Source organism: Streptomyces lincolnensis (genome assembly GCF_001685355.1).
Taxonomy (GTDB): Bacteria; Actinomycetota; Actinomycetes; order Streptomycetales; family Streptomycetaceae; genus Streptomyces; species Streptomyces lincolnensis.
The window spans coordinates 7,664,324-7,679,141 of the sequence record NZ_CP016438.1 but is presented as its reverse complement, the minus strand read 5'-3'; the positions used below and the strand labels follow the sequence as shown (position 1 = coordinate 7,679,141).

Below are 14,818 nucleotides of genomic sequence, written 5' to 3'. Positions count from 1 at the left end.
CGCTCGTACCACCGCCAAGGGTGGTATGAGCGGCCCACTCGGGTGTGTCAGTCGCGCGCGGGTTCCACCGAGTCCACCTCGGCCGCCGCGCTGCCGTACTTGCCGTCCAGCTTGGAGACGAGGCCGGTGACCTGGCGGGCGATGTCGGGCGCGGTGAGCCCGATCTCCGCCATGACCTCGGCGCGGGAGGCGTGGTCGAGGAAGCGCGGCGGGATGCCGAAGTCCCGCAGCGGGACGTCGACCCCGGCGTCCCGCAGGGCCTGCGCGACGGCCGAACCGACGCCGCCGACACGGGAGTTGTCCTCGACGGTGACGACCACGCGGTGCCGCTCCGCGAGGGGGGCCATGGCCTCGTCGACGGGTTTGACCCAGCGCGGGTCGACGACGGTGGTGGAGATGCCCTGCTTGTCGAGCAGGGAGGCGATCTCCAGGCACATCGGAGCCAGGGCGCCCACTGAGACGAGGAGCACGTCTGGCGTGTCCGTCCCCGGTTCGCGCAGCACGTCCATGCCGCCGACGCGCCCCACGGCGGCCACGGCGGGACCGACGGCGCCCTTGGAGAAGCGGACCACGGTCGGCGCGTCCTTGACCTCGACGGCCTCCCGCAGCTGCGCCCGCACCTGGTCGGCGTCGCGCGGCGCGGCCAGCCGGAGCCCGGGGACGACCTGGAGGATCGACATGTCCCACATGCCGTTGTGGGAGGCGCCGTCGGTGCCGGTGATTCCGGCCCGGTCCAGTACGAAGGTCACACCGCACTTGTGGAGGGCGACATCCATGAGCACCTGGTCGAAGGCACGATTCAGGAACGTGGCGTACACCGCGAAGACGGGATGGAGTCCACCGTGCGCGAGGCCCGCGGCCGACACGGCGCCGTGCTGCTCGGCGATGCCGACGTCGTAGATCCGCTCCGGGAAGGCGTCGGCGAACTTCTTCAGGCCGACGGGCTGGAGCATCGCCGCGGTGATCGCCACGATGTCCTCGCGCTCCTTGCCGAGCTTGACCATCTCCTCGCCGAAGACGGACGTCCAGTCGGCGCCGGAGGCCTTGATCGGCAGGCCGGTGTCGGGGTGGATGGGGCCGATGCCGTGGAAGCGGTCGGCCTCGTCCTGGAGGGCGGGCTGGTAGCCGCGGCCCTTCTCGGTGAGGCAGTGCACGATGACGGGTCCGCCGAAGCGCTTGGCGCGCGCGAGCGCCGACTCCAGGGCCTCGATGTCGTGGCCGTCGATGGGACCGACGTACTTCAGGCCGAGGTCCTCGAACATGCCCTGCGGGGCGATGAAGTCCTTCAGGCCCTTCTTGGCGCCGTGCAGCGTCTCGTAGAGGGGCCGGCCGACGACCGGAGTGCGCTCCAGGAGGTCCTTGCCGCGGGCCAGGAAGCGCTCGTAGCCGTCGGTGGTGCGCAGGGTCGCGAGGTGGTTGGCGAGGCCGCCGATGGTCGGCGCGTAGGACCGCTCGTTGTCGTTGACGACGATGACCAGCGGCCGGTCCTTGGCGTCGGCGATGTTGTTGAGGGCCTCCCAGGCCATACCGCCGGTCAGGGCGCCGTCGCCGATCACGGCGACCACGTGGTCGTCGCGTTCGAGCACCTGGTTGGCCTTGGCGAGGCCGTCGGCCCAGCCGAGGACCGTGGAGGCGTGGCTGTTCTCGATGACGTCGTGCTCGGACTCCGCCTGCGAGGGGTAGCCGGACAGGCCGCCCTTCATCTTCAGCCTGGAGAAGTCCTGGCGGCCGGTGAGCAGCTTGTGGACGTAGGACTGGTGGCCGGTGTCCCACAGCACCTTGTCCCTGGGCGACTCGAACACCCGGTGCAGCGCGATGGTCAGCTCGACCACACCGAGGTTCGGGCCCAGGTGGCCGCCGGTCTTGGAGACGGCGTCGACGAGGAAGGTCCGGATCTCCTCCGCCAGCTGGTCCAGCTGCTCCAGGCTGAGCCGGTCCAGATCACGCGGTCCCCTGATGCGGGTCAGCAGCGGCACCCGTGCCTCCTTGCAGTAGAGCTGATCGAGCTGTTGCCGGGCTTGTCGAGTCTAATGTTCCGCCTGTGGGGACCGCGCCCGGGCGGTGCGTCATACGTCACGCGATCGGCTGTACCCAGGATGTGCCGCTCCTACGACAAGACTGTTGCCCGGCGCTGAGAAGCACCGGGCAACAGGATGACACCTGGGGTCTGTCCAGCGGATCATGCCGCGGTCGCGAGGGCCTGCCACGCCGATCTGCGGCGTTGAGTCAGGCGACGCTGCTCGCCTGCGACCTGATCCGCCGGGCAGACCCCAGGGGCGCGGGGAACTGCGCGACCAGCCACGACGGACCGGCACCCGCAATCCGAACCGCACCCCTACGGCGGGACCGCGCTACGCGCGCCCCGCCGCCTTCTGGCTCTTGCGGGAGACCGAGTCGATGACCACGGCGCCCAGCAGCACCGCACCGGTGATCATGTACTGGATCGAGGTGTTCATGTTCAGCAGGTCCAGGCCCGTCTGGATCGACTGGATCACCAGCATGCCCAGCAGCGCGGACCACACCGTGCCCCGGCCGCCGAACAGCGACGTACCACCGATGACGGCCGCGGCGATGGCGAGCATCAGCGTGTTGCCGCCACCGGACGTCAGCGAGGCGCTCTGCGTCTGACCGGCGAAGAACATGCCGCCGACCGCGGCGAACCCGCCGGCGATGGCGAACACGGTGATCCGCACCAGCGGCACGTTGATACCGGCACGCCGCGCCGCCTCGATCCCGCCGCCGACCGCGAACACCTTGCGCCCGAACGTCGTACGGCGCAGGACGAAGTCCACGATCACCAGGCAGGCCAGGAAGATCACCAGCGCGTTGGAGACACCGGCGGACGAGTTCAGCACGTACGCCGCGATGAACGCGGCCACCGCCAGCGCGCCGACGCGCAGCGCGATCTCGGCGTTGGTCCGGTGCGGCACCCCCGCGGCCTTGCGCCGGCGCTGCTCGATCAGCGAGCCGACGAGCAGGGAGACGACACCGAGGCCGGCCAGCAGGTAGGCGCCGATGATGGCCTGGTCCATGAAGAAGGACCGCTGGCCGAGCAGGTGCACCGGGCCGGTGTCCGGGATGTTGATGGTGCCGGTCGAGCCCAGCAGCCACAGCATCAGGCCGTTCCAGCCGAGGAAGCCGGCCAGGGTCACCACGAAGGCGGGGACCCCGAGCTTGGCGAAGAACCAGCCGTGCAGGGTGCCGACACCGACACCGATCAGGATGGTCAGCAGCAGGCTGAGCCAGGCGTTCATGTCGTGGTTGACCACGAACACGGCGAACAGGGTGGACGCGAGGCCGCTGACGGAGGCGACGGAGAGGTCGATCTCGCCGAGCAGCAGCACGAACACCAGGCCGATGGCGAGCATGCCGGTGGCCGACAGGTAGAAGCTGATGTTGGACAGGTTCTCGGCGCTGAGGAACCGGTCGTTCTGGAGCTGGAAGACGGTCCAGATGACGATCAGGCCGAGGACGACCGGCAGGGAGCCGATCTCACCGCCCTTCACCTTGCGCTTGAACTCGGTCCAGTAGCCCTTGAGGCCCTCTTCGCGGATCAGCAGCCGCGGGTCGACGACGGCGACGGGCGCGGCGGTCGGGTCGTCCGCCGGGGCGACGGTCGCCTGGGAGGCCGGCTCCGGATCCTGCTTCACGGTCTTGGACGTGTCGCTCACTTTGCCGCCTCCGTGGTGCGACGCCCCGCACGACGGGTCACGGCGTTGTCCGTGGCACCCGTGATCGCGGCGATGATCTCTTCGTGGGTGGTGTCCTTCACCGGGAAGGATCCGTTGTTCTTGCCCAGGCGCAGCACGGCGACGGTGTCCGCCACCGCCTTGACGTCGGCCATGTTGTGGCTGATGAGGATGACGCCGAGGTTGCGCTCGCGCAGCCGCTCGACCAGGTCGAGGACCTGCGCGGTCTGCTCGACACCGAGGGCGGCGGTGGGCTCGTCGAGGATGACGACCTTGGGGTCACCGATGAGGGCGCGCGCGATGGCGACGACCTGGCGCTGGCCACCGGAGAGGCTGGCGATCGGGATGCGCACGCTCGGGATGCGGATGGAGAGCGTGGACAGCAGCTCGCGGGCCTTCTGCTCCATCGTGACCTCGTCGATCACGCCGCGGTGCAGCAGCTCGCGACCGAGGTACAGGTTGGCGACCACGTCGAGGTTGTCGCACAGCGCGAGGTCCTGGTAGACCGTCGCGACGCCGAGTCCCTGGGCGTCGTGCGGCTTGTTGATGCTGACCGGGTCGCCCTCCCACTCGATGACGCCCTCGTCGATGGGGTGTACACCGGCGATCGTCTTGACCAGAGTCGACTTTCCTGCGCCGTTGTCGCCGACCAGGGCGACCACTTCTCCGGCGTGGACCTCCAGCTCGACGTCGGTGAGGGCCTGGACCGCACCGAATCGCTTGGAGACTCCGCGCAACGCCAGCACGGGCGTAGCGGACACGTGAACCATCTCCTTCGCCGCCTGACCGGCGGGGATGCCGCGCTTGGGGTAATGCGCGGAGAGTTGTGCTCGAAGCACCGATTTACAGGATGAACATGCGCGCGGCCGATGCCCGTTGGCAACGGCTGCGCTCGTCATGTTTCCGTCCGGCGCCCGCCCCGCAGCGGGGTATGAAGGCGGGACGAGCGCCGGACGTGCTCTTGCGTGCCCCCGGGACGCTCCTGGACCAGGAGCGTCCCGGGGGCGCGGCGACTACTGAAGACCGGCGGCCTTGCACGCGGCGGCGTAGGGCGCGGTGCAGATCTCGGCGACGGTGTAGAGCTTGTCCTTGATCACCGTGTCCTTGATGTTGGCCTTGGTGAGCGCGACCGGGGTCAGCAGCTGCGAGGGCACCTTGTCGCCGGAGCCGCTGGTCTGGGTCGTGGTGGCCAGGGAGTCGATGCTCTTGTTCTCCAGCAGGTTGACGGCCAGCTGGGCGGCCGCGTCGGCCTCCGGCTTGTACGCCTTGTAGATGGTGCTGGCCTGGGTCCCGGCGAGGATCCGCTGGATGCTGGAGAGCTCCGCGTCCTGGCCGGTCAGCGGGACGGTGCTGATGCCCGCGCCCTTGAGGACGGTGGCGATACCGCCGGCCATGCCGTCGTTGGCGGAGTAGACGCCCGCGATGTTCTTGGCACCCAGCTGGGTGATGGCGGCGGACATCTTCTGGGCGGCGACCTTGTCGTCCCAGTCACCGGCCTGCTCGTAGGCGATGTCGACCTTGCCGTCGAGGACCTTGTGGGCGCCCTTCTTGAACAGGCCGGCGTTCGGGTCGGAGGCCAGGCCGTTGATCATGACGACCTTGGACTTCGGGGTGGCCTTGTCGCCCATGGCGTCGAGCAGGGACTGGCCCTGGAGCTCGCCGACCTTCTCGTTGTCGAAGGACACGTACGCGGAGACCGGGCCCTGGGCCAGACGGTCGTAGGCGATGACCTTGATGCCCTTGTCGACGGCGGCCTGGATGGAGGACTTGATCGCGGCGGAGTCCACGGCGCTGATCGCGATGACCTTGACGCCCTTGGTGATCATGCTGCTGACCTGCTGGGCCTGGGTCGAGGCGTTACCGGCGGCGTTCGCGTACTCCAGCTTGCACTCGGAGCAGAGCTCCTTGACCTTCGCGTCGAAGTACGGCTTGTCGAACTTGGCGTACCGGGTGGTGACACTGTCGGGCAGGAGCAGGCCGATCGACTTGCTGCCCGAGTCCGAGCTGCCGCTGTCCTTGTCGTCCCCGGCCTTGCCACAGGCGGTGGCCGAGACGGCGAGTGCCGAGATGGCAACGGCAACGGCGGCACGACGCATGAGCGTGTTCACTTGAGAAACCTCCCTGACGAGGCCGCGTCGTTGCGGCCGAGGTGGCTGGAAGTCAACTCGGCCACACGTGCGACGTCAAGAAGTAAATACTTAACGAGATGGCAACGGCGTCCTGCGTTCTCTAAGTGAAGGCAGGTGTCGCTGCATGCAGCGTGCTGTCCAAAAGGGTCGAATCACCCATCTCGCTGAGGGCGAGGGCGAGTGCTCCGAGCACCTCCGCGCGACCTCCAAGTGCCCCGGGAAGCACGGACAGTTGACGTGCCGCACTGGGGATCGCGTAGCGACCGACGGACTCCCTGATCGGCCCGAGCACCAGCTCACCGGCCTCGGCGAGATCACCGCCCAGGACCACTCGGCTCGGGTTCAGCAGGTTGCAGAGATTGGCGACTCCACTGCCGATGTGGCGGCCGACGTCGGCGATCACCCGACGGCAGCCAGGGTCTCCGTCCCGCGCCAGGCGTACGACGCCCTCCATCGTCAGGTCGGTGCCGTGGCTGGACTGGAGGAGCGGAAGCACATAGCGCGCGGCCGCGAAGGTCTCCAGGCAGCCCCGGTTGCCACAGCGGCAGACGGGACCGGATTCATCAAGAGTAATATGCCCGATTTCTCCCGCTGTGCCACCCGGGCCGCGGTAGATCCTGCCGTTGATGACCAGGCCGGCCCCGACACCGCTGGCGACCTTGATGTACGCCAGGTCCCGCACTCCCCTGCCGCTGCCCCACACCAGCTCACCGAGGGCGCCGAGGTTGGCGTCGTTGTCGACGTGCACGGGGACGCCGAGCCGCCCGCCCAGCTCCTCGGCGGGCTTGGTGCCGGTCCAGCCCGGCAGGATGGCCGTCGAGCCCAGCGTGCCGGACTCCACGTCGATCGGGCCGGGCACGCCGAGGCCCACGCCCGCGATCTTGGAGCGGTCCACGCCGGTGGCCTCGATCAGCCGGGTGACCAGCTGTTCCGCCCGGTCGAAGCCCTGCGTCGAGGAGGCGTCCACGTCCACCGGCTCGGATTCCTCGGCCAGCACCTGGTGGGCGAGATTCCCGACCGCGACGCGCAAATGGGTGTGCCCGAAGTCCACCCCTATGACGATGCCGGCGTCCCCGCTCAGCGACACCGCGCGGGCCCTTCGGCCGCCCGAGGAGGTGGGCGTGACCTCGACGGTTCCGCCGTCCTTGAGCTCGCGGACGATGTTGGAGACGGTGGCCGCGGACAGGCCCGTCGTCCGTGCGATCTCGGCCTGCGTGAGCGACCCGGCCAGCCGCACGGCACGCACGACCCGTTCCAGGTTGGCTCGGTGCAGCGACGACTGCGACCCCGGAGTCTCCACGACGACCTCCTGCGCGCGGGACCGCATCGATGAGGCCCCGTCTATGTCCAACTAGTGAACTCTAAGCTGAGCCGTTCGGGTTGCCTCCCGTCAAGAGGTTGAACCGCATCCGGGTCCATGGACACCACGGACACCGCCCCCGGAGACCCCTGGAGGCGGTGTACGCGAAGTGTTGCCGGGAGGTTACTTGAGCGCCCCCGCGGTCAGTCCCTGCACCACCTGTCGCTGGAAGACGATGTACGCCGCGAGCACCGGCAGCATCGCCATCACCAGGCCCGCGAACAGGCCCGACCAGTCGCCCTTGTACCCCTGGCTGACCGCCAGCTGGACCAGCCCCTGGGTGAGCACGCGCTTGTCCGGGTCGGTGTTGAGCACCGTCGGCAGCATGTACTGGTTCCACTGCCCGAGGAAGTTGAAGATCCCCACGCTGATCAGACCGGGCTTGGCCATCGGCAGCATGATCTGGAAGAACGTCCGGGAGTGCGAGGCCCCGTCCACGAAGGCCGCCTCCGCCACCGAGCTCGGCAGGGTGCGGAAGAACGCGGTCAGGAAGAACACCGTGAACGGCAGCGAGTAGGCGATGTAGACCAGGATCAGCCCGTGGATGGTGTTCAGCAGGCCCATGTTGTTCACCACGTAGAACAGCGGGACCAGCGCCAGCATGATCGGGAAGCTCATGCCGCCGATGAACAGGTAGTAGATGAACCGGTTGCCGGGGAAGTCGAAGCGGGCCAGGACGTAGGCCGCCATCGAGCCGAGCACCAGGGTGCCGATGAGTGAACCGCCCACCACCAGAATGGTGTTGAGGAAGTAGTCGCTCATGTTGGCCTGGGTCCAGGCCCGCGACCAGTTGTCGAAGTGGAGCTTGTCCGGCAGCGACCAGGGCGAGCTGAAGATGGAGCTGTCGTCCTTGAAGGACGTCATCACCGCCCACAGCAGCGGCAGCACCACCAGGATCGCCCAGACGACCAGGATGCCGTGCGAGAAGACGTTGAGGACGGCGCCCTCCTGCTTCTCCTTCCGGGACGGGCCGTGCGGGGCGTCGGTCTTGGCGACGGGGGGACCGGGCTGGGCCGGTACCGGGGCGGGGGTCTCGGTCGTCTTCATGTGATCAGAACTCCAGCCGCTCGCGCCGGCCCAGCCGCATCACGAGGGCGGCGAAGGCCAGGGTGACGACGAGCAGGGCGACGCCGATGGTGGTGGCGTAGGCGGCCTGTCCGTCACGGAACGCCTTCTGGTACACGTACAGGACCATGACGGTGGTCGAGTAGTCGGGACCGCCCGGACCGGTCGTCATGATCTGTACGACCGCGAACGACTCGGCGCCCAGGGCGAGGATGCCCATGTAGACCCAGCCGGACTGCACGGTGTCCCACAGCAGCGGCAGGGTGATCCGGAAGAACGTGGTGGAGCGGTTCGCCCCGTCCAGCAGCGCCGCCTCGTACAGGTCCGCCGGGATCGAGGCCATACCGGCGGAGAAGAGGACCACGAAGAAGCCGACCGTGGACCAGACCAGGACGGCCATCACGGCCCACAGGGCGAGATCGGGGTCGCCCAGCCACAGCGGCTGGACGCTGTCGAGACCGACCCCGCGCAGGATCGAATTGATCGCGCCGCTGTCCGGGTTGTACGCGAAGGCGAACAACAGGGCGACGATCGCGATCGAGAGGACCTGCGGGAAGAAATAGACGATCTTGTAGAAGGAGGAGCCCCGGACTCCGGAAATCACCGGGCCGCCCCTCCTTCGGCGTCCCCCCACATTGATCATGAAGGCGAAGAACAGTGCCAGACTGATCGTCACCAGCGGCAGCACGACCGCGAAGATCAAGCTGTGCTGCAAGGACTTCCAGAAGATCTCGTCGTCCAGCATCCTCCGGTAATTGTCCAGGCCGACCATCTTGAATTCGGGGCTCAGACCGGTCCAGTCCGTGAACGAGTAGTAGATGGACTGGATGAACGGCCACACCACGAAGAGCGCGTACAGTCCGAGGGGCAGCGCCAGAAACCCCACGATGAACCGGTACTTGCCGTGCTGCATCGCTTCTCCGGTCCGCTACTGGTGCTTGTAGTGCTTGATCGAGGTGTCCTTGGCGGCCGCGTCGGCGAAGCCCTGGATCTTCTTGATCGCCTCGGCCGGGGTGAGGCGTCCGGCCATCATCTCGCCCAGGCCGGACACACCGATCTGCTCCTTCTGAAGCTGGACGTACCAGTCCTGGATCCGCGGGTTCACCACGTTCTCGCCGGCCTTGTCCAGCGCGGCGACACCGGACTTGAGGCCCGGGGTGAGGGTGATGCCGTCCGTTCCGCCGTTGTAGGCGGTCAGCGACTTCACCTTGCTGGTGAAGTTCTTCGAGGACGCCTCGCTGAGCATGATGCGCAGCTGCTCCATGCCGCCCGTGCCGTTCTTCGCCTTGGCCGGGACGACGAAGGGCTCACCGCCGGAGGCCCAGATGGTGCCGAAGGGCATCTTGTCGGAGGAGTCGATGCCGGTGGGCGCGGAGACCGCGAGGCCGAAGTCCTTGGGGATGACGTTCGCCGACTCGTTCTCCACCCAGGAGCCGTTCGGGATGAACAGCGCCTTGCCCTGGGCCCAGGCGGTCTGGGACTGGATGTGGTCCAGGCCCGGGGTGCCCTTGAGGACGTAGCCCTTCTGCTGGAGCTCGTAGTAGGCCTCGAAGCAGGTCTTGACCGCCGGGTGTTTCCAGGCGTTCGGCTCCAGGTTGTCGATGGAGTCGAGGACCTCGCGGCCGCCCACCTTGGCGATCATCGGGTACAGCGAGAAGGGCAGGTAGTACGGGTACTTGCCCGCGTACGTCCAGCCCGCCATGCCCTTCTTCTTGGCCTTCTCGCACACGGCGAGCATCTGGTCCCAGGTCTCGGGGTACTGCTCGTCGAGCGAGTCCAGGGCCTTCTGCGAGTACCAGACGCCGTACACCGTGTAGGCGTAGTACATGATCCAGAACGGGTCGCCGTCGAACTGGCCCATCTCGACGATGCCCGGGCGCAGGGTGTCGCGGACCTTCTTGGCCGGGTCGTCGTAGGACGGCGCGTCCAGGAGCGGGGTGAGGTCGGCGAGCTGGTTCTTGCCGACCAGGACGCCCATGTCCATCTGCTCGGCGCCGGAGTTGTCGATGAGGTCCGGCGGGGTGCCCTGGTTGAAGCGGGGCTGGAGGGTGGACTGGATCTTCTGGGTGGCGGAGAACTTCACCTTGGCCTCGGGGAAGTTCTTCTCGTAGATCTTCACGGCGTCCTCGGCGTACTCCTTGCCGAAGCCGCCGTCGAACAGGACGAATTCCATGCCCGCGGTCTCGTTCACACCGAGCGGGTTCTTGGCCGTCTTCTTGCCGGCCTTGGCCTTCTCCCCGCCGCCGTCGCCGCCACTGCTGGCGCACGCGGACAGGAAGCTCATCGTGGGGACGGAGATCAGGCCCAGCGCGGCGGACCGCTTGATCAGATCGCGGCGGCCTACACCGCCCGTGCCGTTGTACTCGGCCGAAGTGGATCCCATGCTCAAGTCCTCGCCTTCTCCAGGACTCAGGCGGTGAACCGGATCCTTTGCCGGCACCGCGGTCAGGTCAAGCAGGTTCGTGCGGATCATGACGTACGGATCGGGTGAATCGCCGACAGGTATAGTCCACTTCACGTCAATGGAGCAAGATCGAATGCAAGGTTGGCCGAGGGTCTTTTCCGAGTTGAGACCTCCCGGAAATATGAGCGACCTGTGCGCCTCTTGCCGGAAAAATCCCTGACATAGACCCCGAATGCCACAGTCAACACCCTTGACAACACTGTCCACTTGAGCAACAACTAATCCTTGCGCAAGGAAGTTGACAACGTTGTCCACTTGGTGCAGGGAGAGTGCTCGCGTATGCGACAGCACAGAGTTCGGCAACACGGAGTTCGGCACAGACGTGGTGCGGCGGTCGCGACGGTGGCGGCCGCCTTTGTCATGACGGTGGGCTCCCAGGGCGCGGCGGTCGCCCTGCCGGAGGCACCCGCGGCGGCCGACCGGTCGTTCGCCACCTCCTTCGAGTCGGGTGATCCGGCACCCGACTGGATCAGCACCGTCGACACCGCGCCGGACGGCGGCAAGCGGGCCGCGGGGGTGGACGGCGGCTACAGCTCCGGCATCCCGGGCAATGTCACCGACAAGGTCACGGACATCCGGGCGAGCGGGGAGAACACCGGCGGCGGCGAGGTGAAGGAGAACCTGGTCGACGGCGAACCGGGAACCAAGTGGCTGGTCTTCGAGTCGGCAGGCTGGGTCGAGTTCGACCTGGACGAGCCCGTGAAGGTGGTCCGGTACGCGTTCACGTCCGCGAACGACGTCGCCGCGCGCGACCCGAAGGAATGGACCCTGAAGGGCTCCACGGACGGCAAAGAGTGGAAGACCCTCGACACCCGCTCCGGGGAGACCTTCGCCGAGCGGTTCCAGACGAGGACGTACGACCTCGCGGAGCCGGCGGAGTACCGGCACTTCCGTGTCGACATCACCGGGAACAACGGCGCCGAGGGCATCCTCCAGCTCGCCGACGTGCAGTTCTCCACCGGCGGTGACGAGGGCCCGGTCCCGCCGGACATGCTCTCGCTCGTCGACCGCGGTCCGAGCGGCTCGCCCACCGCGAAGGCGGGCGCCGGATTCACCGGAAAGAGGGCCCTGCGTTACGCCGGACGGCACACGGCCGACGGGCGGGCGTACTCGTACAACAAGGTCCTCGACGTGAACGTGGCGGTCGGCCGGAACACCCGGCTGTCGTACCGGATCTTCCCGTCGATGGCGGACGGCGACCGCGACTACGACGCCACCAACGTGGCGGTGGACCTCGTCTTCACGGACGGCACCTCGCTGAGCGGCCTCGGGGCGACGGACCAGCACGGATTCGCGCTGTCGCCGCGGGGGCAGGGCGCCGCCAAGGCGCTCTACGTCAACCAGTGGAACCACGTGGCCTCGCGGATCGGATCGGTCGCGGCCGGCCGGACCGTCGACCGGATCCTGGTCGGGTACGACTCCCCCGCCGGTCCGGCGAAGTTCCGCGGCTGGCTGGACGACGTGACGATCGAGCCCGTCGCCCCCGAGCGGCCCAGGGCCCATCTCTCCGACTACGCGCTCACCACCCGCGGCACCCACTCCAGCGGCGCCTTCTCGCGCGGCAACAACTTCCCGGCGACGGCGGTCCCGCACGGCTTCAACTTCTGGACGCCGGTGACCAACGCCGGCTCGCTGAGCTGGCTGTACGACTACGCCCGCGCGAACAACGCGGACAACCTGCCGACGATCCAGGCGTTCAGCGCGAGCCACGAGCCGAGCCCCTGGATGGGCGACCGGCAGACCTTCCAGGTGATGCCGTCGGCCGCCGCCGGCACCCCGGACACCGGCCGGGAGGCCCGCGAGCTGGCCTTCCGGCACGAGAACGAGACCGCGCGGCCGTACTACTACGGGGTGCGGTTCGAGAACGGGCTGAAGGCGGAGATGGCCCCGACGGACCACGCGGCGGTGCTCCGCTTCAGCTACCCGGGCGAGGACGCGAGTGTCCTCTTCGACAACGTGACGGACCAGGCGGGGCTCACGCTCGACACGGCGGCGGGGGTCGTCACCGGCTACTCGGACGTCAAGTCGGGGCTGTCGACGGGGGCGACCCGGCTCTTCGTCTACGGCGTGTTCGACAAGCCCGTGACGGACGGGGCGTCCAGCGGGGTCAAGGGGCGTCTGCGGTTCGACGCGGGCGACGACCGGACCGTCACCCTGCGCCTGGCGACCTCGCTCATCGGCCTCGACCAGGCCAAGGACAACCTCCGCCAGGAGATCCCCGACGGCACCTCCTTCGAGACGGTGAGGAACCGGGCCCAGCGGCAGTGGGACCGGATCCTCGGCAAGGTCGAGGTCGAGGGCGCCACCCCGGACCAGCTGACCACGCTGTACTCCAGCCTGTACCGGCTGTACCTGTACCCCAACTCGGGCTTCGAGAAGGTCGGTTCGAAGTTCCAGTACGCCTCCCCGTTCTCGCCGATGCCCGGCCCGGACACCCCGACGCACACCGGCGCGAAGATCATGGACGGCAAGGTGTACGTCAACAACGGCTTCTGGGACACCTATCGGACGACCTGGCCGGCGTACTCGCTGCTGACACCCTCTCAGGCGGGTGAGATGGCCGACGGGTTCGTGCAGCAGTACAAGGACGGCGGCTGGACCTCCCGCTGGTCCTCGCCCGGGTACGCGGACCTGATGACCGGCACCTCCTCCGACGTGGCCTTCGCGGACGCGTACGTCAAGGGCGTCGACTTCGACGCGAGGTCGGCGTACGAGGCGGCCGTGAAGAACGCCACCGTCGTGCCGCCCTCCTCCGGCGTGGGCCGCAAGGGCATGGCCACCTCCCCCTTCCTCGGCTACACGAGCACCGACACCCACGAGGGCCTGTCCTGGGCGCTGGAGGGCTACCTCAACGACTACGGCATCGCACGGATGGGCCGGGCGCTGTACAGGGAGACCGGCGAGAAGCGCTACCAGGAGGAGTCGGAGTACTTCCTGAACCGGGCCCGGGACTATGTGAACCTCTTCGACTCCCGGGCCGGCTTCTTCCAGGGCCGCGACGCCAAGGGCGACTGGCGCGTCGAGTCCTCGGCGTACGACCCGCGTGTGTGGGGCCACGACTACACCGAGACCAACGGCTGGGGCTACGCCTTCACCGCCCCGCAGGACAGCCGGGGCCTGGCCAACCTGTACGGCGGCCGCCGCGGACTGGCGGACAAGCTAGACGAGTACTTCGCCACGCCGGAGACGGCCTCACCGGACTTCGTCGGCTCCTACGGCGGTGTCATCCACGAGATGACGGAGGCCCGGGACGTCCGGATGGGCATGTACGGGCACTCCAACCAGGTCGCCCACCACGTGAACTACATGTACGACGCGGCCGGGCAGCCCTGGAAGACGCAGCGCAATGTCCGCGAGGTGCTGTCGCGCCTGTACACCGGCAGCGAGATCGGGCAGGGCTACCACGGTGACGAGGACAACGGCGAGCAGTCGGCCTGGTTCCTCTTCTCCGCGCTGGGCTTCTACCCGCTGGTGATGGGCAGCGGCGAGTACGCCGTCGGCTCCCCGCTGTTCACGAAGGCGACGGTCCACCTGGAGAACGGGCGGGAGCTGGTGGTGCGGGCTCCGAAGAACAGCGCCCGCAATGTCTACGTCCAGGGCCTGAAGGTCAACGGCCGTACCTGGACGTCGACTTCCCTGCCCCACTCGGTCCTCTCCAGGGGTGCCGTCCTGGACTTCGACATGGGGCCGCGCCCGTCGTCGTGGGGCACGGGGAGGAACGCGGCGCCGGTGTCCATCACCCAGGACGACAAGGTGCCGGCGCCGAGGGCGGACGTGCTGAAGGGCGAGGGCGCCCTGTTCGACGACACCTCGGGCACGGACGCGACCGTGACGTCCGTGGACCTTCCGGTGTCCGGTCCGGTCAAGGGCCTTCAGTACACGGTGAGTTCGTCCACCGACCGCGCCAAGGCGCCGACCGGCTGGACGCTCCAGGGCTCCGACGACGGAACCACCTGGAAGACCCTCGACCGGCGGTCCGGGCAGTCCTTCGCGTGGGACCGGCAGACCCGGGCGTTCACCGTGGGGTCTCCGGGTACGTACGGGAGGTACCGCCTGGTGCTCGACGGCGAGGCGGTGGTCTCGGAAGCCGAACTGCTCGCCTGACCAAGGG

General features: G+C 68.2%; 9 protein-coding genes. 1 reads left to right on the top strand and 8 read right to left on the bottom strand.

The genetic code is table 11. The features are described 5' to 3' along the window. Window positions 1-47 precede the first annotated feature (47 nt). From dxs to ngcE, 8 genes are all read right to left on the bottom strand, one after another. Window positions 48-1,976, bottom strand: coding sequence for a 1-deoxy-D-xylulose-5-phosphate synthase (dxs, locus tag SLINC_RS33995; RefSeq protein WP_067441416.1), 1,929 nt, complete (start codon window positions 1,974-1,976; stop codon window positions 48-50). 375 nt (window positions 1,977-2,351) lie between these two features. Then, entirely contained in the window at window positions 2,352-3,671 is a 1,320-nt protein-coding gene (locus SLINC_RS33990) for a sugar ABC transporter permease (protein WP_067441414.1), read from the bottom strand. Further along, a complete protein-coding gene (locus SLINC_RS33985) occupies window positions 3,668-4,459 on the bottom strand; it encodes an ATP-binding cassette domain-containing protein (RefSeq protein ID WP_079164871.1) in 792 nt (263 codons plus the stop codon). Before SLINC_RS33985 ends, SLINC_RS33990 begins: the two co-directional genes overlap by 4 nt. Window positions 4,460-4,702: 243 nt before the next feature. Beyond that, a complete protein-coding gene (locus SLINC_RS33980) occupies window positions 4,703-5,785 on the bottom strand; it encodes a sugar ABC transporter substrate-binding protein (RefSeq protein WP_067445990.1) in 1,083 nt (360 codons plus the stop codon). Between the two features lie 133 nt (window positions 5,786-5,918). Further along, entirely contained in the window at window positions 5,919-7,118 is a 1,200-nt protein-coding gene (locus SLINC_RS33975) for an ROK family transcriptional regulator (RefSeq protein ID WP_067441408.1), read from the bottom strand. A gap of 183 nt (window positions 7,119-7,301) precedes the next feature. Continuing rightward, complete coding sequence (locus SLINC_RS33970) at window positions 7,302-8,225, bottom strand: carbohydrate ABC transporter permease (RefSeq protein ID WP_067441400.1); 924 nt, start codon at window positions 8,223-8,225, stop codon at window positions 7,302-7,304. Between the two features lie 4 nt (window positions 8,226-8,229). Beyond that, complete coding sequence (locus SLINC_RS33965; protein WP_067441398.1) at window positions 8,230-9,156, bottom strand: carbohydrate ABC transporter permease; 927 nt, start codon at window positions 9,154-9,156, stop codon at window positions 8,230-8,232. A 15-nt stretch (window positions 9,157-9,171) separates the two neighbouring features. Then, a complete protein-coding gene (gene ngcE / locus SLINC_RS33960; RefSeq protein WP_067441396.1) occupies window positions 9,172-10,626 on the bottom strand; it encodes an N-acetylglucosamine/diacetylchitobiose ABC transporter substrate-binding protein in 1,455 nt (484 codons plus the stop codon). Between the two features lie 441 nt (window positions 10,627-11,067). Here ngcE and SLINC_RS33955 point away from each other — a divergent pair, with 441 nt between their 5' ends. Further along, complete coding sequence (locus SLINC_RS33955) at window positions 11,068-14,811, top strand: GH92 family glycosyl hydrolase (protein WP_067445987.1); 3,744 nt, start codon at window positions 11,068-11,070, stop codon at window positions 14,809-14,811. The last annotated feature ends 7 nt before the right edge of the window (window positions 14,812-14,818 follow it).

What these genes read in the sequence shown, in the direction of transcription:
- SLINC_RS33965 (WP_067441398.1), bottom strand. Translation starts at nt 9,156, where the DNA reads ATGCAGCACGGCAAGTACCGGTTCATCGTGGGGTTTCTGGCGCTGCCC.
- SLINC_RS33970 (WP_067441400.1), bottom strand. Translation starts at nt 8,225, where the DNA reads ATGAAGACGACCGAGACCCCCGCCCCGGTACCGGCCCAGCCCGGTCCC.
- ngcE (WP_067441396.1), bottom strand. Translation starts at nt 10,626, where the DNA reads ATGGGATCCACTTCGGCCGAGTACAACGGCACGGGCGGTGTAGGCCGC.
- SLINC_RS33955 (WP_067445987.1), top strand. Translation starts at nt 11,068, where the DNA reads ATGACGGTGGGCTCCCAGGGCGCGGCGGTCGCCCTGCCGGAGGCACCC.
- SLINC_RS33980 (WP_067445990.1), bottom strand. Translation starts at nt 5,785, where the DNA reads ATGCGTCGTGCCGCCGTTGCCGTTGCCATCTCGGCACTCGCCGTCTCG.
- SLINC_RS33985 (WP_079164871.1), bottom strand. Translation starts at nt 4,459, where the DNA reads ATGGTTCACGTGTCCGCTACGCCCGTGCTGGCGTTGCGCGGAGTCTCC.